Source organism: Streptomyces sp. NA04227, assembly GCF_013364195.1.
In the GTDB taxonomy this organism is placed as follows: Bacteria; Actinomycetota; Actinomycetes; order Streptomycetales; family Streptomycetaceae; genus Streptomyces.
In genome coordinates this window covers 131476-149873 of sequence record NZ_CP054918.1, presented here as the reverse complement: position 1 = coordinate 149873, position 18398 = coordinate 131476, and the positions used below count along the sequence as shown (strand labels likewise).

General features: G+C 70.2%; 13 protein-coding genes and 1 pseudogene. 7 read left to right on the top strand and 7 right to left on the bottom strand.

Annotated elements, in window-relative coordinates:
• Positions 1 to 47: 47 nt before the first annotated feature.
• Positions 48 to 575 (top strand): DinB family protein, encoded by a 528-nt coding sequence (locus HUT18_RS00655; RefSeq protein WP_176096809.1) that lies wholly within the window; start codon positions 48 to 50, stop codon positions 573 to 575.
• A 242-nt stretch (positions 576 to 817) separates the two neighbouring features.
• Here the strand turns inward: HUT18_RS00655 and HUT18_RS00650 are convergent, their stop codons facing one another.
• From HUT18_RS00650 to HUT18_RS00640, 3 genes are all read right to left on the bottom strand, one after another.
• Entirely contained in the window at positions 818 to 2266 is a 1449-nt protein-coding gene (locus HUT18_RS00650; protein ID WP_176096808.1) for a hypothetical protein, read from the bottom strand.
• Positions 2267 to 2636: 370 nt separating this feature from the next.
• A complete protein-coding gene (locus HUT18_RS00645; protein WP_176096807.1) occupies positions 2637 to 3173 on the bottom strand; it encodes an SMI1/KNR4 family protein in 537 nt (178 codons plus the stop codon).
• A 66-nt stretch (positions 3174 to 3239) separates the two neighbouring features.
• Positions 3240 to 4451 (bottom strand): MFS transporter, encoded by a 1212-nt coding sequence (locus tag HUT18_RS00640; RefSeq protein ID WP_176096806.1) that lies wholly within the window; start codon positions 4449 to 4451, stop codon positions 3240 to 3242.
• A gap of 72 nt (positions 4452 to 4523) precedes the next feature.
• Between HUT18_RS00640 and HUT18_RS00635 the strand changes: the two genes are divergently transcribed.
• Positions 4524 to 5282, top strand: coding sequence for a DeoR/GlpR family DNA-binding transcription regulator (locus HUT18_RS00635; protein WP_176096805.1), 759 nt, complete (start codon positions 4524 to 4526; stop codon positions 5280 to 5282).
• Between the two features lie 86 nt (positions 5283 to 5368).
• Here the strand turns inward: HUT18_RS00635 and HUT18_RS00630 are convergent, their stop codons facing one another.
• On the bottom strand, positions 5369 to 5920 hold the full coding sequence (locus tag HUT18_RS00630; protein WP_176096804.1) for a GTP-binding protein: 552 nt from the start codon (positions 5918 to 5920) through the stop codon (positions 5369 to 5371).
• 226 nt (positions 5921 to 6146) lie between these two features.
• Between HUT18_RS00630 and HUT18_RS00625 the strand changes: the two genes are divergently transcribed.
• The 3 genes from HUT18_RS00625 to HUT18_RS00615 all read left to right on the top strand — a co-directional run bounded on the left by HUT18_RS00625 (position 6147) and on the right by HUT18_RS00615 (position 9057).
• Positions 6147 to 6719 carry a transcriptional regulator gene (locus tag HUT18_RS00625; protein ID WP_176096803.1) on the top strand — a complete coding sequence of 191 codons (573 nt, stop codon included), beginning with the start codon at positions 6147 to 6149 and terminating at the stop codon, positions 6717 to 6719.
• Entirely contained in the window at positions 6716 to 8458 is a 1743-nt protein-coding gene (locus tag HUT18_RS00620) for a helix-turn-helix domain-containing protein (protein ID WP_176096802.1), read from the top strand. Before HUT18_RS00625 ends, HUT18_RS00620 begins: the two co-directional genes overlap by 4 nt.
• A 182-nt stretch (positions 8459 to 8640) precedes the next feature.
• Positions 8641 to 9057, top strand: a complete 417-nt coding sequence (locus HUT18_RS00615) for a VOC family protein (RefSeq protein WP_176096800.1) — start codon at positions 8641 to 8643, stop codon at positions 9055 to 9057.
• 263 nt (positions 9058 to 9320) lie between these two features.
• On the opposite strand, the gene HUT18_RS00610 is transcribed toward HUT18_RS00615, so the two are convergent.
• From HUT18_RS00610 to HUT18_RS00600, 3 genes and pseudogenes are all read right to left on the bottom strand, one after another.
• Positions 9321 to 9839, bottom strand: a complete 519-nt coding sequence (locus tag HUT18_RS00610; protein WP_176096798.1) for a hypothetical protein — start codon at positions 9837 to 9839, stop codon at positions 9321 to 9323.
• A 111-nt stretch (positions 9840 to 9950) separates the two neighbouring features.
• On the bottom strand, positions 9951 to 11906 hold the full coding sequence (locus HUT18_RS00605) for an APC family permease (protein ID WP_176096796.1): 1956 nt from the start codon (positions 11904 to 11906) through the stop codon (positions 9951 to 9953).
• Positions 11907 to 12167: 261 nt separating this feature from the next.
• Positions 12168 to 12613, bottom strand: a pseudogene (locus HUT18_RS00600) (SDR family NAD(P)-dependent oxidoreductase); the annotation flags it as partial.
• Positions 12614 to 13778: 1165 nt separating this feature from the next.
• On the opposite strand from HUT18_RS00600, the gene HUT18_RS00595 reads away from it, so the two are divergent.
• On the top strand, positions 13779 to 16274 hold the full coding sequence (locus tag HUT18_RS00595) for an ATP-binding protein (protein ID WP_176096794.1): 2496 nt from the start codon (positions 13779 to 13781) through the stop codon (positions 16272 to 16274).
• A 244-nt stretch (positions 16275 to 16518) separates the two neighbouring features.
• Positions 16519 to 18360, top strand: coding sequence for an APC family permease (locus HUT18_RS00590; protein WP_176096792.1), 1842 nt, complete (start codon positions 16519 to 16521; stop codon positions 18358 to 18360).
• The last annotated feature ends 38 nt before the right edge of the window (positions 18361 to 18398 follow it).

The following is an 18398-nucleotide window of genomic DNA, read 5'->3' as shown; positions in this document are numbered from 1 at the left end:
GGGAGCGTCCCTGGTGTTCCCGTGAGTCGGTCGGCCAGGGTGGACGGATGACATGGAAAGCACCGCAGATCGAGCGCACGACGCGGATCGGTGATCTGGCCACCGTGCCTGAGCGCCAGATGCTGGAAGGCTGGCTGAATTGGCACCGCGAGACGCTGCTGGCCAAGTGTGCGGGCCTGGAGCCGGCCCAATTGGCCCGGACCACCGTGGAACCGTCGAACCTCACATTGCTGGGCCTGGTCCGTCATATGGCGGAGGTGGAGCGGTCGTGGTTCCGGCGGCGCTTCGCGGGTGAGGACATCGGGAATGTCTTCACCGACCCGGGAGACGGCGATGAGGGCATCGAGGGAGTCCACGGGGCGTACGCGGAACGGGACTTCGAGCGGTTCCGGGCCGAGGTCGCCTCGTGCGAGGCAGTGGCGGCCGGACACGACCTCGACGAGACGTTCACGCCCGCGCACGGCACGCCCCTCAGCCTGCGCTGGCTCTACGTGCAATTGATCCAGGAGTACGCCCGCCACAATGGACACGCCGACTTCCTGCGAGAGCGCACGGATGGAATGACGGGCGATTGAGAGGACGAGGGGCTCGCCCCTTACTGGTCGTGCTACTACCGTTGGAAGTGCAAAAGGTTCGAGACGTATCCGGGGTCCGCGCTGATGGAGGCCTTTCGGGTAGCCGCGTCAGAACACGTGGGCGCACGGTGGCCGCGCCACACACCTCCTCCGCTGGTGGGTCCTTTCAGTTCGGGAGCTTCTCGTTCCTGCGGGCCGGTGGATGAGATGACGTGCCGAAGCCCCGCCGCCCCCTCGCCACGTCATGGAGCGAAATTCCAGTGCCGAGCCCCGGACTCGCCGACCTCGTATACGTATCCCCGGCCACGGTGTTTCCTGAACTCACGAGGGTTGGCTTCACTCGCGCCGACCTCACTCCTGCCAGCCGCACCCGCGCCGAATTCACCTCCACGGAATGCGCCCGTACGGAACTTGCCTGCCGGGAACGCGAGTTCGCGAGGCGTTCTGTCGCCTTCTTCCTGTTCCTCGTCCCGACCGTTCCCTTGGTCCGCCTCCGCCGCGAGGTGCCCGTTGCCCAAATTTCCCTCGGTGGCTTCCACATCTGTTTGAGGGGTGGGTGGTTGGTTGGTGATGTATCCGGCGAGGGCGAGGTTGGCGCCGGTTTGGAAGCGGCTTGTGGCGTTGGTTTGTTCCATGATTTGGGCGATGTGGCGTCGGCAGGTGCGGACGCTCATGCCGAGTTTGCGGGCGACGTTTTCGTCTTTGTGTCCTTGGGCGAGGAGTTTGATGATGGCGTGTTTGAGGTCGTGGGTGATGTGGGGTGTGGTGGGGGTGTGGGGGGTGTAGGGGGTGGCGTTGTTCCAGAGGTGGTCGTAGGTTTTGCAGAGGAATTGGACGAGGGTTGGTTCGCGGATGAGGGCGGCTCCGGGTTGGCGGTGGGTGATGTTTTGTTCGGGGAGGAATACGGTTTCGCGGTCGTAGATGATGATGCGGTCGATGAGTTGGTCGGTGGTGCGGACGTGGGCGCCGTGGTGGGTGATGGTGCGTATGTAGTTGACGGTGGTGAGGTCGGTGCGGGCGGTGTGTTGGTAGAGGTGTTTGATGGTGAGTCCGCGTTGGAGGTTGTTGAGGGTGCGGGGGCGGGCGTTTTCGAGGATGTCGGGTGGTCGGGGTCCGCCGGGTTGTGCGGTGAGTATTTCTTTTTGGGCGTGGAGTCCGTGGTCGTTGAGTGTTTTTTGGAGGGTGGTGATGTCGGTGATGATGTCGAAGGCTTCGGTGTGGTTTCGGTGTTGTCGGCTTTCGTAGTAGAGGGGTTGGAGGGTTTGCATGCGGTTGCGGGTGTGGGTGACGGCGTTTTGGAGTTGTTGGATGTGGTGTTCGGTGGTGGCGAGGAGTTCGGCGGTGGCGGCGTCGGGGCTGAGGGGGATGAGGGTGTCGGGTTGTCCGGGGACGGGTTTGAGGAGGTGGAGTTGAGTGAGGGTGTGGGTGATGCGGTGGGTGTGTTCGGGGGTGAGGTGGAGGGTGTGCTGGATGTCGGTGGGGTGGTAGCGGCCGTTGAGGACGGCGTGGCGGTAGGCGGCGGCGGTGGTGTCGTCGAGGTGGTCGATGGTGGGGTTGTGCAGGGTGTGGTGGAGCTGGTCGAGAGTGTCGGCCTGCGCATCGCCGGTCGCGGTGGGGTGAGCGGCGGCCGGGACCTGCGTATCCGGTGACGTCGGAACGTGTGCGCTGTTCCTGGGATCGGTTGCGGACATACCTGTTCTGTCTCCCCCGTACGAACGTCCTTGGTGCCTGACAACTTTACGGCAGCACATATCAGTTGCCGCCTTCGATCAATGACCTGTGGGCGGATTGACACGGGGCGTTCTATTTGGCTCTCGCGGCGTACGAATAAGCAGTGGTCCGGCATGGGGGCGTACGCCGTAGTGAAGAGGCGGGAGTTGCTCGACAAGAGTGCGGCAACGTTTGTCGGAGGGGAGTCTTCCGGTTATCCGTGCGTGCTCAACACGGCCGACTTGTCGCGGTGTTGAGCGTGGTGTTGATCTCGATTTGAATCTCGATGTTCACGCTGTTCGGTGACCCCGTCTTTCGGTGTTCCGCAGTCCCACGGTCCCGCTCGCTCTTTTACGAAGCCGGGTCGCTTTCCGAGTCGCCGGACGCTACGAAGGTCGGGTCGAGTGCGTATTGCGCCACTCCGAACGGCAGGAAATCCGCATCGGCGAGGACGCGGTAGAGAAACTCGGAGGTGGACATGTCGAACCGGTGCCACGACCCGCCGTCTTCGGCCGTTGCGAGGACGGGGTAGTCGCCGGGTCGCTCGGCGTCGATCAGCCAGAAGTATCCGTCGGCCCATTCGGTGGAGCCCCAGGGGACGAGCCCTCTGCCGCCCGGCGCGTAGATCGCGTAGGGATCGACGGCGGAGACGCTTCCGAGCGTGGCGTCCCGGTCGGTCGACAGCCAGGATTGCCACTGTGTCAGAAAGTCGAACGCCCCGAACGGCTTGTCGCGCGCCAGAAAGGAGACGGAGTCACTGAAGATGCCGCCGCCGAACGCCTCGTAGAGCTGCTTGTAGTCGGGCGGTAGCGGGGCCCCCAGCTCGCCTTCGATCGCCGCCCAGTCGACGGTGAGCCCGAGCGGCTCCCACCCGGTCAGTTCGATCACTCGCTGAACCCACATGTAACGACCTTTCTGTGCACCCGACTCTGCGTACCCGACGTCGGGTGGGAATCATGCCGCCTCGGGGTGACAGGTCGGCGCCGGGCCCGGGGCGGGCACGCGCTCGTTGCGGAGGGAGCCCGCGGCGAGGGCGGCGACGAGGCACAGCGCCACCGGCAGGAAGAAGGTCAGGTGGAGCGGCATGATGCCGGTCAGCGGGCCGATCACGGCGGGTCCGGCGAGCATGCCGAGATAGCCGAGTCCGGCGACGCGGGAGACATTGGCTCCGGCCGCACCCTGGTCGAAGTGCCCCGCCGCGCTGAAGAGTTGGGGGACGCAGCCGGACAGACCGGCCCCGAACACGGCCCAGCCGGTCACCGCCAACGGGATCCAGGGGGACAGGGCCGCGGCCGACAGGCCCAGTGCGGCGACGAGCGCTCCATAGCGGAGCACCGCCACGGGGCCGAAGCGTCCGGCAACGCGGTCCGCGAGCAGGCGGCCGGCGGTCATCGCCGTGGCGAAGGCCCCGAAGGCGAGGGCCGAGGCGGCGGCGGAGGCGTCCAGCGAGTGCCGCAGATGAAGGGTGCTCCAGTCGTTGGCCACGCCCTCGCTCAGCATGACCATCAGGGCCAGGGCGGCCAGCACCCAGATCCGCCCGGGCGTCCGGTGCCGGGTGCGACTGCCGGTGCGCTCGCCGGGCTGGGCCCGCCCGGCCGCCTCGTCCGTCTCCCGCGGCAGCAGGGCCGAGGCGGCGAGAACGGAGACCGCGACCCCGGCCAGGGCCACCGTGCCGAGAGTCGCCGCAGGGCTCCAGTCGAGGCTGAGAGTGCGCGCCCCGGCGAGCGAGGCGAGTACGCCGCCGAGGGAGAACACCGCGTGGAAGGCGGACATGACGGGGCGCCGGTAGCCGTGCTCGACCTGTACGGCATGCGCGTTCATGGCCACGTCGAGGCAGCCGTTGCCGACGCCGAACACCAGCAGCGCGGCTCCCAGAGTCCAGACATCGGTGGCCAGGCCCGGCAGGACGACGGAGGCGCTGCACAGTGCCGCGCTCGCCGGTACCACCCGGCGTGCGCCCAGGCGATCGGTGAGCGGCCCGACGAGCTGCATGCCCGCGAACGCCCCCGCGCCGAGCAGCAACAGCAGCCACCCGAGCACCGCGTGGCCGATCCCCGCGCGCTGTTCGACGTCCGGGACGTGGACGATCCACATGCCCATCAGAAAGCCGTTCAGGGCGAAGTAGGCGAAGGTGGCCAGGCGTGCGGCCCGCAGTCGTCGTTCCATTCCGCGAACATAACCAACATCCTGAGCTTTCGAAAGCTTGTGTTGTGAACACCGATCCTGTTCGATGTGGCCATGGCTGGCACAGACCGACTGAAGGCGATCACCGAGGCCGTGCGCGCGGCGGGGCGGATGGGGGTCACCGAACTCGCGGCTCTCACCGGTGCCTCCGAGATGACCGTCCGCCGTGATCTGGAGACTCTGGCGGGACAGGGCGTTCTCGAGCGCTACCGCGGCGGAGCGCGGAGCCTGCTGCTGCGCGGCGACGAACCGCCGTTCGCGCTGCGGGCGCAGGAAGGCGGCGAGGCCAAACGACGGATCGCCGCCGAGGTCGCCGCGCTCGTCGCGGACGGGGAGTCCGTCGTCCTGGACAGCGGCACCACCTGTCTGGAGGTCGCCCGAGCTCTGGAGGGGCGCCGCCTGACCGTGATGCCGCTCTCCCTGCACGCGGTGAACGCCCTTGCCGCAGGGCCCGAGTTGACCCTCCTGGTGCCGGGCGGCCGCCCACGGCCCGGGGAACTGGCGCTCACCGGCCCGCTCACCGAGGCCTCCCTCGCCGCCCTGCGCTTCGACACCGCCGTCATCGGCTGCTGCGGCCTCAACGCCGCCAACGGCCTGACCGCGTACGACCTGGAGGACGCCGCCGTCAAACGCGCCGCGATCGCCTCCGCCCGACGTGTCATCGCGGTCGCCGAAGCCGCCAAACTCTCCCGTACCGCCCTCGCCTTCGTCGCCCCCGCCACCGCTCTGCACGCGGTCGTCACCGAGGAGTCCGCGCCGCCGGAGGAGATCGCACCGCTGGCCGCCGCGGGCGTGACCGTACGCACAGTGTGAGCGGCGGGAGCGCGCGACGGGCCGACTGCAGGCTGAACCGACCGCAGGCTGAACCGACTTCAGCCGGGCTCTGCGAGCGTGCGCCCTCAGCGCCGGGCGAAGGCCTTGTCCATGGAGCTGAGCAGCGTCCGGATCGAGTCGGTTCCGGCCTCGTTGCCGCGCAGCGCCGCCTGCGCGGCGACGGGCACCACGGGAGTGGAGTCCCCGTCGAAGCCCTGCTCGTCGAGCAGCATGCTTACCTCGACCCCGATCACTTCGAGAACGTCGAAGTCGGACTGCAGGTCGCACCGGGTGAGCGCGACGACGATCCGGTCGACCCCGGCCTCCTTGGCCGCCCTGAGCTGTTCCTCGGTGCCGGGCATCGGCCCGTCCAGGGCGCAGACGGCGAGGAGGGCCCCGCCCGCCCCCGGTGCCAGGGAGTCCTGGTGCGTGTAGCGGGCCCGGGCGGTCTCGTACTGCACGACCGCGGGACCCGCCGAACTGCCCAACTGGGCAAGCGGCACATGGGTGTTGGCGTCAGGGCGGTCCCGGTGCAGGACCTGGGTGAGGGCGGAGAGCAGTGTCGTCCTGCCGTGGCCGTCGGCGCCCAGGGTGCTCAGGTGTATCTGGGGTTTGGCACGGCGGAACAGCGAGAACATGGCTTCTCCGGTGGAGGTCGGGCCGTCGGCGGACGGACGGTGAGCGAGTGAAAGTGAGCGTAGTGGCAAGGAACGCACGGCCTTCATTGGCTAGGGTCGGGGCAGGCCGGAGCGGCGAAGTACCCTGCTCAGGCGGAGGAACCCGTACGGACGGGGCGCGGCGACGAGGACAGGCGGGCGCGCCGTCGGCGGTCGGTGTCGGGACGCGGGGCGAAGGAGGGCCGAAGTGCCGGAGAGGAACATCGAGTTCGGCAAGTTCGGTGCCCGCGGAATCAAGGGGGGCGAAGCGATCGCCCGACGGCTCGACGCGCTCGCCGGGGGCATCGTCTCCCCGGTGACCTCCCGCCGTGGCCTGATGGCCCGCCTGAACTACCTCACCCGGACCCCCCGCGCGCGGCAGGCGGCCCGCGAGGCCGGGCTCACGGCCACGGACCGTACGGTCAAGGCCTGGCTCGCCGGAAAGCGCAGCCCCTCCAAGAGCAACCTGGAGCGGATCGAGGAGGCCTACCGCCGGGTGCGGCGCGCCAACGTCGCGCGATCCCTGCTCGCCCGCCTCAACTCGCGCGGTGGCACCCGGGTGGAGATCCACCCGCTGAACCAGTCCCAGGTCGACCGGCCGCACCAGCGGGTCCTCGAGTACCGCACCATGAACATCCGCCGCTGGGACCGTCTCGTGACCGCCTGGGCCGCCGGGGACGACGAGGCCCTGGACCAGCACTGGGTCTCGGACCATCTGGTCGACCTCGGCTCCCAGTGGGGCCAGTACGAGTACGTCACCAACATCGGATTCGCGGCATGAACCCCGACGGGCAGACCTCCGAGGCGGCGGCTCGCGGCGGACGGACCTCCGAGCCGAAAGCATCCGAGCGGACGGAATCCCAGCGGCGGACGTCCGACCCCAGCAGGCCGGACCATGACGCCTTCACGGAGATCGACGCCCTGCTCGCGAGGTCCGGCCCGCCCGCTCCCCTCCCGTCCGCCGAACGGCGGCGCGAGGTACGGGAGTTGCTGCATCTGTCGCAGACCGACGTGGCTAGGGCGGTCGGGGTGAGCGCCGGCACCGTACGGGCCTGGGAGGCGGGGCGCGAACCGGCGGGGGAGAGCCGGGAGAAGTACGCGTACTTCCTCGACGCCGCACAGGAACGTCTAGCCGCGACCGATGCCGTGCCCGCGGAGCCGGTACGGCACGACGTGCCTGCTGCGAACGTCATGTCTGCTGCGAGCGTCATGCCCGCCGGGGACGCCCCACCTGCCGTGGATGCGACCCCTGTCACGACCTCCGCCTCCGCCCCGTCCCCGGACAGCCCGCAGCACGGCTCCGAGAGCGCGCTCGCCGAGCCCCGGCCGTGTGTGCTGTGTGGCGGCCCGGCACGGCAGGAGATCGCCGGTTTCCCGCAGCACCTCGACCCGCAGGAGTGCGCGGCGGCGACCGCCCCCCAGGCAGCGGACACGGACCGTACGGCATCGGCTGCCGCGCCCGAACTCCCCGTAGCGGAAAGCGAGTTCACTCCAGCCCGCGCACCGCGGTCCCGGGCGGGCACGCCCGGCCCACGCGGCGACCGACAGGTGCGTACGGTGCCGAGCGGCCGCCGCGTCCAGGTCGCCGCCGAGGAAGCGGATCCGATCGGCGAGGCCGTCGCCGCCGCGCTCGAAGCCCATGCGGGCGATCTGGAAGCCGCGACCGCCGCACTCGTGAAGAGGGCGATCCCGGATGCGATGGCACTGCTCGACCAGTGCCGGATCGGCGGCCGCTACGACATCGTCGCGCACCCCTGGCTCCCGGAGGTGCTGCGCAAGCAGACGGCGCGCGGTGCGGACCAGATCTGGGAGGCCCGCCCCAAGTGGACACGGCCCGGACTCCCGCCCGGTGCGCACGAGGTGGCCGCACTGGACGTCAACGGCGCCTATCTGTCCGCCCTCAAGACCCACCTGCCGCTGGGCCAGTTGGAACACTCCACCAGCCCCGTCCACGACCGTCGCCGCGCCGGAATCCACCTGATCGACCCGCCCGACTGGGCACACGGCGACGAACTGCCCCACCCGCTCGGCAGCAGGGACGAACCCGGACCGTTGTGGGTCGGCGAGCCCACACTGCGCCTGCTCCTTCGCCTCTCCGGGCCCAAGTACGGCCTCTGCGAGGAGCCGCGGATCCTGGAGTCGTGGACCTCGGGAGCGACCGAGGGACTCCTGGAGAAGTTCCGTGTCGCGCTGAAGACCGCCCGGGACCGCGCGATCGCCGACGACGACACGGTGACCCTCGAATACGTGAAGGCCATGTACGCCAAGTTCGTTTCCACGATGGGGATGTCGAACTACAACCGCGAGCTGTACCGACCGGACTGGATGCACCTGATCCGCTCCCAGGCCTTCGCCAATCTCTGGATGAAGGCCCACAAGGCCCACAAGGAGGGGCTGTTGGTGGTACGGGCCATGGGTACCGACGAACTCCACCTGGCCGGGGACTGGCGCCGGGTCTTCGCGGAGGGCCGTGGGGTGGCCGAGGTGAAGGTCAAGGACGTCTACGCGTTGGGGGATTGAGGCTTCCGAGGACGAGGCGGAAGGCTCGTGCCACGGCAGGCAGGGCGGCGAGAACGGCGCGACCGATGATTTTCACGCCGCCGCCCGGTCAGAGACTCCGAAGCCCGGCATACGAACCCACGTGCGCGGAGCAACGCACACGTCGACGTATGCGCATCCACCGGCCACAAGGAGCCCTGCCCATGCCGCAGTCCCCGATCGTCATCAGCCTGCCCACCGCCGACCGCCCCACCTCCTACGCGTTCTACGGTGACGGGCTCGGCTTCGATGCCGTCGGGGAGGTGGCGGACGACGGTGTGCCCGAGCCGCTGCGCTTCGTGCTCAACGACGGTGTGCACCTGATGCTGATCCCCACGGGCGGATTCGGCTGGGTCATCGGCAACCACGAGGTGGCAGCGCCCGGTCAGAGCGAGTGTGCGTTCAGCCTGAACGCGGACACCGAGGCGGAGGTCGACGAACTCGTCGAGCGGGCGCGCCGGTCCGGCGGCGAGGTCGTCGCGCCGCCCGGGAAGCAGCCGTGGGGGTACTCGGGTGCGTTCGCCGACCCCGACGGCCATGTGTGGCTGGTGACGGTGGGACCGTTCCCGCCGTCCTCGTAAAGGGCCCCGGCGGGCCTGCCGGGCCCAAGTCCCGCATCCGGTGGGCCGCACAGGGAGCGAGCCACTCCCCCGTGACGGATCGTGTCCGTCGAGGGCCCGCTCCCTGCGCCAACCTCTGACTCCATACTGCGGGTCGGCGGGGACGATGTCGTTGGCGCACGGCGCACAGTGAGTTGACGATCAGCGCACAGCCGGGGCCGTCGTCTATCCGTGGGCCTCGACGAACGGCTCGGCCTCGGGCCGCCGGACCCGCGGCGGGGCTCTCAGACGATCCCCGACGCCCGGAGCACCGCGCGTGCCGTCTCGTCGTCGATACGGTGCCCCAGCCGGTCCAGTACGTCGGCGCCATTGCGCAAGGTGCCCCGCTCCAGGGAACGGAGGGCGCCCGTGTCCAGTTCGTGCCAGAGCAGCGGGTTGGCCGCGAGGATCCGGGGATCGAGTTCGAGGCGGTGTCCTTGGACGTCCTGGAGGACCAGGTGGCCGGAGACGCCCTCGTACTGCCGCACGGCGCTCAGCTCGTCCGTGCGGACGAATCGACGGCGCCAGGAGGTGCGTACCGCAAGCCAGCCGGGGCCCGCGCTCACCTGCGGCGGCAGCAGGATCGAGAAGAGCGCGGCCGACGAGGCGAACCAGAGCAGAGCATGGAGGGGCGTCAGGCCCCCCGAACACCAGTCGACCAGAAGGCTCATGACCAAGAAGGTCGAGGCGCAGGTCACTGCGAACCGGGCGCTGCCACGCCAGTGGCGGTCCCCAGTCGCATCCGCCTGTCCGCTACGTCCCATGTGGCCGACACTAGGCGGGTTCGCGGTGGGCGCGGCCTCCGCTGATGGGGTTCTGACACGGGGCGGGCCGATCCTGACGGGAGCCTGACACTGTGGTCGGCCTCAGTGGCCTCAGCCGGTGTGCACCCGGGGGCGTTGGGCGCGGTCGGGTTCCGCTTCGCGGAGCACTTCGCGGGTGACCGGGGCGACTTCGCCCTGTCCGAAGAGGAAGAAGCGCAGGAAGTTGGCGAACGGGCTGCCCTCGGTCCACTCGAAGTAGATGTGCGGGATGCGGCCGCTCGTGTCGCGGACGTGCAGGAGGAGGGCGGCCAGGGCGTTGGGGATCGAGGAGGACTCCATGGTCAGGACGCGGTAGCGGTTGTGCATGACCTCGCCGCGCACGCTCAGGCTCGCCTCGAACTCGGACGGGTCGGTCACCGTCACCTCGACGAAGACGAAGTCCTCCTGCTCGGGGAGGTCGTTGTCGTTGCGGATCTGCTCGATCTTGTCGCGGTACTCGCTGCGGTCACGTCGGTCGGGCTCGTTGGCGATGAGTCGTATCTTGCGGCTGGCCATGTCCCGGATGAACCGTTCCGCCATGTCGTCGAGCCGGACGCTGGTCACACGCAGTTCGAAGGCGCGCAGCAGTCGCGACAGGAGCGAGATCAGGATGATGCCCGCGATGAAGCAGGCGCCGATCTTCACACCGTCGGGGCGCTCGATGATGTTCACGACGGTCGTGTAGAGGAACACCACGGAGATCACGGCGAAGCCGATCGTCCACTTCCGCTGTCCCGCCTTGCGCGCGGCGATGGTCACCGCGATCGCCGCCGAGCTGATCAGCACCAGCACACCCGTGGCGTACGCGCCGCCCTGGGCATCCACGTCCGCGTCGAAGATCCAGGTGACCAGGAAGCCGACCAGGGTGAAGACGATGACCATCGGGCGCACGGCGCGCGCCCAGTGCGGGGCCATGCCGTAGCGGGGCAGGTAGCGCGGCATCAGATTGAGCAGTCCGGCCATGGCCGAGGCGCCCGCGAACCACAGGATGGCGATCGTCGCGATGTCGTAGACGGTGCCGAAGGTGTTGCCGAGCTGGTCGTGGGCGAGATACGCGAGGGCACGTCCGTTGGCCGGGCCGCCCTCCTCGAACTCCTTCTCCGGGATCAGCACGGTGGTGATGAAACTCGTGGTGATCAGGAAGGCGCTCATGATGACGGCCGCGGTGGTCAGCAGCTTCTTGGTGTCCCGGATACGGCCCTTGGGGCTCTCCTCGGTGTCACTGTCGTCGCCCTTGACGTGCGGCATCACCGCCACGCCGGTCTCGAAGCCGGACAGGCCGAGCGCAAGCTTGGGGAAGACGATCAGGGCCACCCCGATCATGACGAACACATTGCCGTGGTCCGCGGTCAGGGCATCCGACCAGTCCGTGACGACATGTCCCTCGGTGGCCACGTGCCACAGGCCGGTGACGACCACGACCGCGTTGAGCGCGAGGTACACGGCCACCAGGGCGACGGCCACCCCGATCGCTTCCAGGAAGCCCTTCAGGAAGACCGCGCCGAGCAGTGCGATCAGGATCAGGGTGATCAGCAGTTGCTTGTCGTGCAGCGGGTCCGCCACATGGGGGTTCTCCACGAGGTGGGTGGAGGCGTCCGCGGCCGACAGGGTGATGGTGATCAGGAAGTCGGTGGCGGCGAAGCCCAGCAGCGTCAGGACGAACAGCTTGCCCTTCCAGAACGTGAGGAGCCGCTCCAGCATGGCGATGGAGCCTTCGCCGTGCGGGCTCTCCTCGGCCACCCGGCGGTAGATCGGCAGCGCACCGGCCAGGGTGATCACCACCAGGACGACCGTCGCGACGGGCGAGAGCAGCCCGGCGGCGAGCGCGGCGATGCCCGGCTGGTAGCCGAGGGTGGAGAAGTAGTCCACACCCGTCAGGCACATGACCCGGTACCAGGGCTGGCCCTTGTGCGCGGGCTCCGGCTCGGCGTGCGGACCGGTGTGGCCACCCGTCTTGCCCATGTCCGACAGGCCCTCCAGCATCCAGGCGCGCAAACGGTGCGCTCGGTGTCGGGTGGGGGTGGCCATCGGTGTGCTCCTGGTGCGCGTAAGGGCGTTGGGTTCCGGCCATCACGCGGACGGCCGGACAAGCGTATGCAGGGAGTCAGCCGCGGGCCCACGCGAGAGTGCTCCGAACGCATCAAGGGAGCGTTAAGGCTTGCCGGGTGCACGTCAGGGATACACAGGAGGCGGATGGATTTCGTTGCGACGTCACTCGGCGCTGGGTTTCAGGGGCTTGTTCCAGGAGGCGGGTCGGCGGCCGAAACTGGACTACGGAGCGAGCGTCGCCGGAGCGGGGTCGACCCGCTCGGCGCGGTCGTAGTAGGCGCCGTTGACGATCTCGACCGCCGGGTCGCACAGCCGGACCACGTGTGCCGCGCCCTCGGCCGGAGTGAGGCCCTCGTGTGCGTACAGGGGGAGCAGGGGCGTCTCGCACACGCCCCGGCGTTGTTGACGAGGACGTCCAGGTGGGGGTGTTCGGCGAGCACTGAGGCGGCCAGCCCCTCGACCTCCTCCAGCCTGGCGAAGTCGGCCGCGTAGAGCGCGAGTTGGGTTTCGGGGACCCCGGCCGTGGCGATGAGGCGATCGGCGGCGGCCCGGGTCTCCTCGGTGGTGCGGCCGTGCAGCAGTACGGTCGCGCCGCGCTCGGTGAGCTGTCGGGCGGTCTCGTAGCCGATGCCGGTGGTGGCCCCTGTGACCAGAACGGTACGGGAGGAAAGGGGTGAGTCGGACATGTTCCCATCCGGGGTTGCGGGCACGCGGACACGGCCCGGTGAGGGGCGGTGGGGTGCGTGCCGGGAAACGAGGACGGGGCGCCGTAGCGGATCGGGGCGCCCCTCGGGTCACGGAAGTCGGCGTCGTACGGACGTGGCGTCGGTGGGACGCGGTGTCCGTGGGACGCGTGTGCTTCCGGTCAGCGCGGCGTACGAAGCGACGGCCGGGTGGTACTCGGCGGTCGGTCGAAGAGGAGCCAGGCGCTGTTCACGCCGTTCATCGAAGCCGTGCCGCCGGTACCGGACAAGCCGGCACACCCTTCTCTGACGAGGCTCTAGCGTGCGGCCACGTCACTCTCGTCGCCCTCGACGATGCTCGTCCCGCCCGCCGGACCCCGGGGAGCCGTGCCCGGCCGTCAAAGGGTCGTCAGGTAGACCTGAAGATTCATCAGAGGCGCGTCAACAGAGGTCACAGGTGGCCGAATCCGGTCACAGAATGATCGCCGACGGGGGGTTGGGCGACCACCCGTGGCGTGACCCAGTAGGGGGCCGTGGCTCGCACGGCCGGGTCGGCGCAGATCCTCGGGACCGAGGACGGCGCACCGCCACGAGGTTGGGTGGTCGCGCCCTGTGGGGGCAGCCCCGGACCGCGGCGGTGAGACGGCTCACGGACGCCGGACGAATCCGAGGCTGCGACGGGGGATACGGGGGACACGGGGGATGCAGGACCGTGGCCGCGCGGGCCGCTCAGCGCAGCTGCCGCGGGCAACACGCCCGCGCGGCCGCGCCGCTGTGCGCGGCCACGGTCCTGCCTGCCGTCGGCCCGCCTCGCGACGGGAGAACCGGGCGAGCCGCTCCGGGCGCCGACACCGAGGACGTCACGGACCCTCGCGTGTCACGCAGACGGCCACCACACCTGCCGCGGCCGCCGGAGCCGAGCACGGCACTCCCACCGGATGACGACGCCCCAACTCCCGCACACCCACGCGGCCAGGCGGTCCCACCCGGCCACGCGGTCCCACGCGCCGACCCGGTGATGCCACATCAAGAGCACGTCAAGGTCCTCCGGGCGCACGTCAAGGAACTGCCAACGACCGTGCCGCCCGCCGCACGAAACGGCCTCCTTGGAAGGAAACCCTCAAGTGCGCGGAGGAGTTGAGCCAGTGAGCGGAGCACGTCGGCGGCGATGAGTGACGTACGGCCCGGACGACTGAAGATCTATCTCGGAGCCGCTCCGGGGGTCGGCAAGACCTACCGCATGCTCGACGAGGCGCGGCGGCGTGCCCTGCGCGGGGCGGATGTGGTGGTGGGGTTCGTCGACTGCCACGGACGCCCGCACACCCAGGCGATGCTCGACGGTCTGGAGGTCGTCCCCCGCGCGTCGGGTACCCGTCGCGGCGAAACGTACGAGGAGATGGACCTGGCCGCGGTGCTCGCCCGTCGGCCGCAATTGGCGATCGTCGACGAGTTCGCGCACGGCAATGTGCCCGGAGACGGCCGCAACCCCAAGCGCCGCCAGGACATCGCGGCCCTCCTAGACGCCGGTGTCGACGTGATCACCACGCTGAACATCCAGCATCTGGAGTCGCTCAACGACGTGGTCGAGAAGATCACCGGGGTACCCGAGCGGGAGACGGTGCCCGACGAGGTCGTACGGCGTGCCTGGCAGATCCAGCTCGTCGACATGCCGCCCGAGGGGTTGCGCCGACGAATGGCGCACGGCCACGTCTACGCCCCCGAGGAGGTCGACGCGGCACTGGCGAACTACTTCCGGCCGGGCAACCTCACCGCGCTGCGCCAGTTGGCACTGCTGTGGCTGGCCGACCGGGTCGACGAGGCGCTTCAGGAGTACCGCACGCAGCACGGCATCGGCCGGGTGTGGGAAACCAGGGAGCGGGTGGTCGTCGCGCTGACCGGCGGACCGGAGGGCGGCACACTGATCCGGCGGGCCGCCCGTATCGCCGACAGGTCCGCGGGCGGCGATCTGCTCGCCGTGCACGTGGCCCGGAGCGACGGTCTCGCCGCCGGTGTCTCGCACGCCTCACTCGCCCGGCAGCGCCATCTCGTGGAGGACCTGGGCGGCAGCTACCACTCGGTCGTCGGTGACGACGTGGCCACCGCGCTGGTGGAGTTCGCCCGCGCCGAGAACGCCACACAGCTGGTGCTCGGCACGAGCCGCCGCGGCGGACTCGCACGGCTGCTGACCGGGCCGGGGACCGGGGAGACGGTCACCGAGTTGTCCGGCGACATCGACGTCCACCGGGTGACCCACGAGCGGGCCGGGCGAGGCAGGCTCCTGCCGTCGCGGCGCCGCACGCTGTCGACGGCCCGGCTGATCGCCGGTCCGGTGGCCGGTCTCGTGCTTCCGGCGCTGCTGACACTCGTCCTCGCCCAACTGCGGGGCACGCTGAACCTGACCAGCGAGGCCCTGCTGTTCCTGCTCACGGTGGTGGGTGTGGCCTGCATAGGCGGGGTCGTCTCGGCGGTGATCGCCTCGGTGACGGCGTCCCTGCTGCTCAACTACTGGTTCGTCCCTCCCGTCGGGCGGTTCACCCTGGACGACCCGAACGCTCTGCTGGCGCTCACGGTGTTCGTGGTCGTGGCGGCCACCGTCGCCGCGGTGGTGGACCGCTCCCTGCGGCTGTCGAGACGTTCCGCCCGGGCGACGGCCGAGGCGGAGACCATGTCGTCCCTGGCCGGCAGCATCGTGCGAGGTGAAGCCACCATTCCGGCCCTGCTGGAGCGGACGCGCGAGACCTTCGGCATGGAGTCGGCGGACCTGGTGGACCGAGCCTTCGACGCCTCTGGCGTGACGGCTGTGCCCGCGGGCCCCGGCGCGTATCTGGCGCTCCGGGGCCGCACTCTGTCGTCGTCCGAGCGGCGGGTGCTCGCCGCCTTCGCCGCCCATGTCGGCTCCGCGGTCGAGCGCGCCCGGCTCGCCGAGGCAGCGGCCGAGGTGGAGCCGGTGAAGGCGGCCGACCGACTGCGCACGGCTCTGCTGCGGTCGGTGGGGCACGACCTGCGTACCCCGCTGGCCGCCGGGTGGGCCGCCGTCGCCTCCCTGCGCAGCCGCGACGTCGCCTTCTCCGCGGAGGACCGCGACGAACTCCTCGCCACGGCCGACGAGTCCATGGCCAAGCTCAACCGCCTGGTGGAGAACCTGCTCGACCTCAGCCGCCTGGAGGCGGGCGCCCTCACCCTGAACCTGCGGCCCACTTCGCTGGAGGAGGTGCTGCCCATGGCCCTGACGGACGTCCGTGGGGTGGACGTGGCGGACGTGGAGAACGTCCCCGCGGTGCTCGCCGACCCGCCGCTCCTGGAACGGGTCATCGCCAATCTGGTCGGCAACGCCGCCCGCCATACCCCGCCGGGAACCCCGGTGCTCCTCACCGCCAGCACACTGGCGGGCCGGGTGGAGCTGCGCATCGTCGACCGCGGGCCCGGTCTCCCCGAGGACGGCAGGGAACGGCTCTTCGAGCCCTTCCAGCGGCTCGGCGACACCGACAACACCACCGGGCTCGGCCTCGGACTGGCCCTCGCCCGAGGGCTGACCGAGGCCATGGACGGCACCCTCACCCCCGAGGACACTCCCGGCGGCGGCCTCACGATGGTCGTGTCACTGCCGTTCGCAGCGAGGACCGCGGCGGCCGAACCGGCCGGGCGCAACGCACGGGGCGCGTGAGGCGCGAGGCCACCGACGGCCGGAAGTTGTCCACCGGCGGCCGGAAGCCGTCCCCGTACGAGAAGTCGCCACGACGGGAGTCGGGCGCGTCACACGCCCGTCAAGAGCCCGTCAAAGACGGCCGGTTGAGCGCGAAGAAGCCGCCAGGAACAGTCGAATGCGAGGGGAATCGGACAGAACCTGCGTGCACCCGCGCACATTTTCGGTCCCCGTGTGCGGCCGAACGCAGAAGGAGCACGCGCCCATGTCCGTCCTGACCACCGAGCCGGATGCCGTCCCCGCCGACGAGGAGCCGCCCGATACCGGTGAACGGCACCGGCTGACCGCGGTCACCGGCCTTGCCGCCCTGTCCCTGGACGCCATGGCGTCGGTGGCCTACGGGCCCGAGGCCATCGTGCTCGTCCTTGCGGCCGCCGGTGCGCACGGTCTCGGCTTCACGCTGCCGGTCACGCTGGCGATCGCCGCCCTGCTCGCGGTGCTGGTCGCCTCCTACCGGCAGGTGATCGCGGCCTTCCCGGACGGTGGCGGTTCCTACGCCGTCGCCAAGACACACCTGGGCACGCGTACCAGCCTGGTGGCGGCGGCCTCGCTGGTCCTGGACTACGTCCTCAACGTCGCCGTCGCCGTCACGGCCGGTGTCGCCGCCCTGACCTCCGCCTTCCCGTCCCTGTACGACGACCGCCTGTGGCTGTGCCTGGCCGTCCTGGTACTGATCACGGGCGTGAACCTGCGGGGCATCGTGGAGTCGGCGAAGGCGTTCGTCCTGCCGACCGCCGTCTTCGTCGGGTCGATCTTCGTACTGATCACCGTCGGGCTGTTCCGGTCCGAGCCGGCCAGCACGGAAGCCGCCGCCGGCCACGCCTCGGTCCTCTCCGACAACGCCACCACGGTCGGCGCCCTGCTCCTGCTGAAGGCCTTCGCCTCCGGGTGCTCCGCGCTCACCGGTGTCGAGGCCATCGCCAACGCGGTCCCCACCTTCCGGGTCCCGCGTGCCAAGCGCGCCCAGCACGCAGAGGTCGCCCTCGGCGCCGTCCTCGGCGTGATGCTGATCGGCCTGTCGGTGCTCATCTCCCGCTTCCACCTCCAGCCGGTCGAGGGCGTCACGGTCCTCGCCCAGCTCGCGGACGCCTCACTCGGCCACAACTGGGGCTTCTACGTCATCCAGTTCGCGACGATGGTCCTGCTCGCCCTGTCCGCGAACACCTCCTTCGGCGGACTGCCGGTCCTGCTGAAACTGCTCGCCCGGGACAACTACCTGCCGCACGTCTTCGCCCTGAAGGCCGACCGCCAGGTCCACCGGTACGGCGTCGTCGCGCTCGCCCTCGTCTCGGCCGCGCTGCTGGTCTTCTCCGGCGGCGACACCAACACCCTGGTCCCGCTCTTCGCCATCGGTGTCTTCGTCGGCTTCACCATCGCCCAGGTCGGCATGGTCCGGCACTGGCGTCTGGAGCGCGGGCCGCACTGGCTCCGCAAGGCGCTCCTGAACGGTTTCGGCGCACTGCTCACGGGTGTCTCGACGGTCGTCGTCACGGCGAGCAAGTTCGGCGAGGGCGCCTGGCTGATCGTGATCGCGCTGCCCCTGCTCGTGATGGCCTTCCGGACCGTGCACCGCGCCTACGGCCGGATCGGCGAGCGGCTCGGGCTCGGCCGTGTACCGGAGACTCCGCACCGTGAGCGCTCGCTGGTGATCGTCCCCGTCTCGTCCCTGACCAGGCTGACGTCCGAGGCCCTCACGGCGGCCACCTCCCTCGGTGACGAGGTCCGCGCCGTGACCGTGTGCTACCCGGACCCCGAGGACCGGGCCCAGCTCCGCGCCCTGGAGCGCTCCTGGGCGGCCTGGAACCCGTCGGTGCCGCTGGTCCGGCTGCCCTGCGAGCGGCGCAGTCTGGGCCGCCCGATCGCCGAGTACGTCCGTGACGTGGCCGCCGCCGAGCCGGGCGCACGGGTCACCGTGCTGATCCCGGAGACCGAGCCCGAGCGGCTGTGGCAGCGGATGCTCCAGAACCAGCGGGGCGCGGTCGTCGCCCACGCCGTACGGCGCGAGACGGACGCGGTGATCTGCCGCCTCCGCTTCCGGCTGCCGTGAGCAAGGGCACAGGCCGCGGGTCGGCCTGTGCACCGGCC

Excerpts from the sequence above, each read along its gene's own strand:
- HUT18_RS00605 (WP_176096796.1), bottom strand. The coding sequence starts at position 11,906 with ATGGCCACCCCCACCCGACACCGAGCGCACCGTTTGCGCGCCTGGATG.
- HUT18_RS00630 (WP_176096804.1), bottom strand. The coding sequence starts at position 5,920 with ATGTTCTCGCTGTTCCGCCGTGCCAAACCCCAGATACACCTGAGCACC.
- HUT18_RS00590 (WP_176096792.1), top strand. The coding sequence starts at position 16,519 with ATGTCCGTCCTGACCACCGAGCCGGATGCCGTCCCCGCCGACGAGGAG.
- HUT18_RS00615 (WP_176096800.1), top strand. The coding sequence starts at position 8,641 with ATGCCGCAGTCCCCGATCGTCATCAGCCTGCCCACCGCCGACCGCCCC.
- HUT18_RS00620 (WP_176096802.1), top strand. The coding sequence starts at position 6,716 with ATGAACCCCGACGGGCAGACCTCCGAGGCGGCGGCTCGCGGCGGACGG.
- HUT18_RS00640 (WP_176096806.1), bottom strand. The coding sequence starts at position 4,451 with ATGGAACGACGACTGCGGGCCGCACGCCTGGCCACCTTCGCCTACTTC.
- HUT18_RS00650 (WP_176096808.1), bottom strand. The coding sequence starts at position 2,266 with ATGTCCGCAACCGATCCCAGGAACAGCGCACACGTTCCGACGTCACCG.
- HUT18_RS00635 (WP_176096805.1), top strand. The coding sequence starts at position 4,524 with ATGGCTGGCACAGACCGACTGAAGGCGATCACCGAGGCCGTGCGCGCG.
- HUT18_RS00595 (WP_176096794.1), top strand. The coding sequence starts at position 13,779 with ATGAGTGACGTACGGCCCGGACGACTGAAGATCTATCTCGGAGCCGCT.
- HUT18_RS00655 (WP_176096809.1), top strand. The coding sequence starts at position 48 with ATGACATGGAAAGCACCGCAGATCGAGCGCACGACGCGGATCGGTGAT.
- HUT18_RS00610 (WP_176096798.1), bottom strand. The coding sequence starts at position 9,839 with ATGGGACGTAGCGGACAGGCGGATGCGACTGGGGACCGCCACTGGCGT.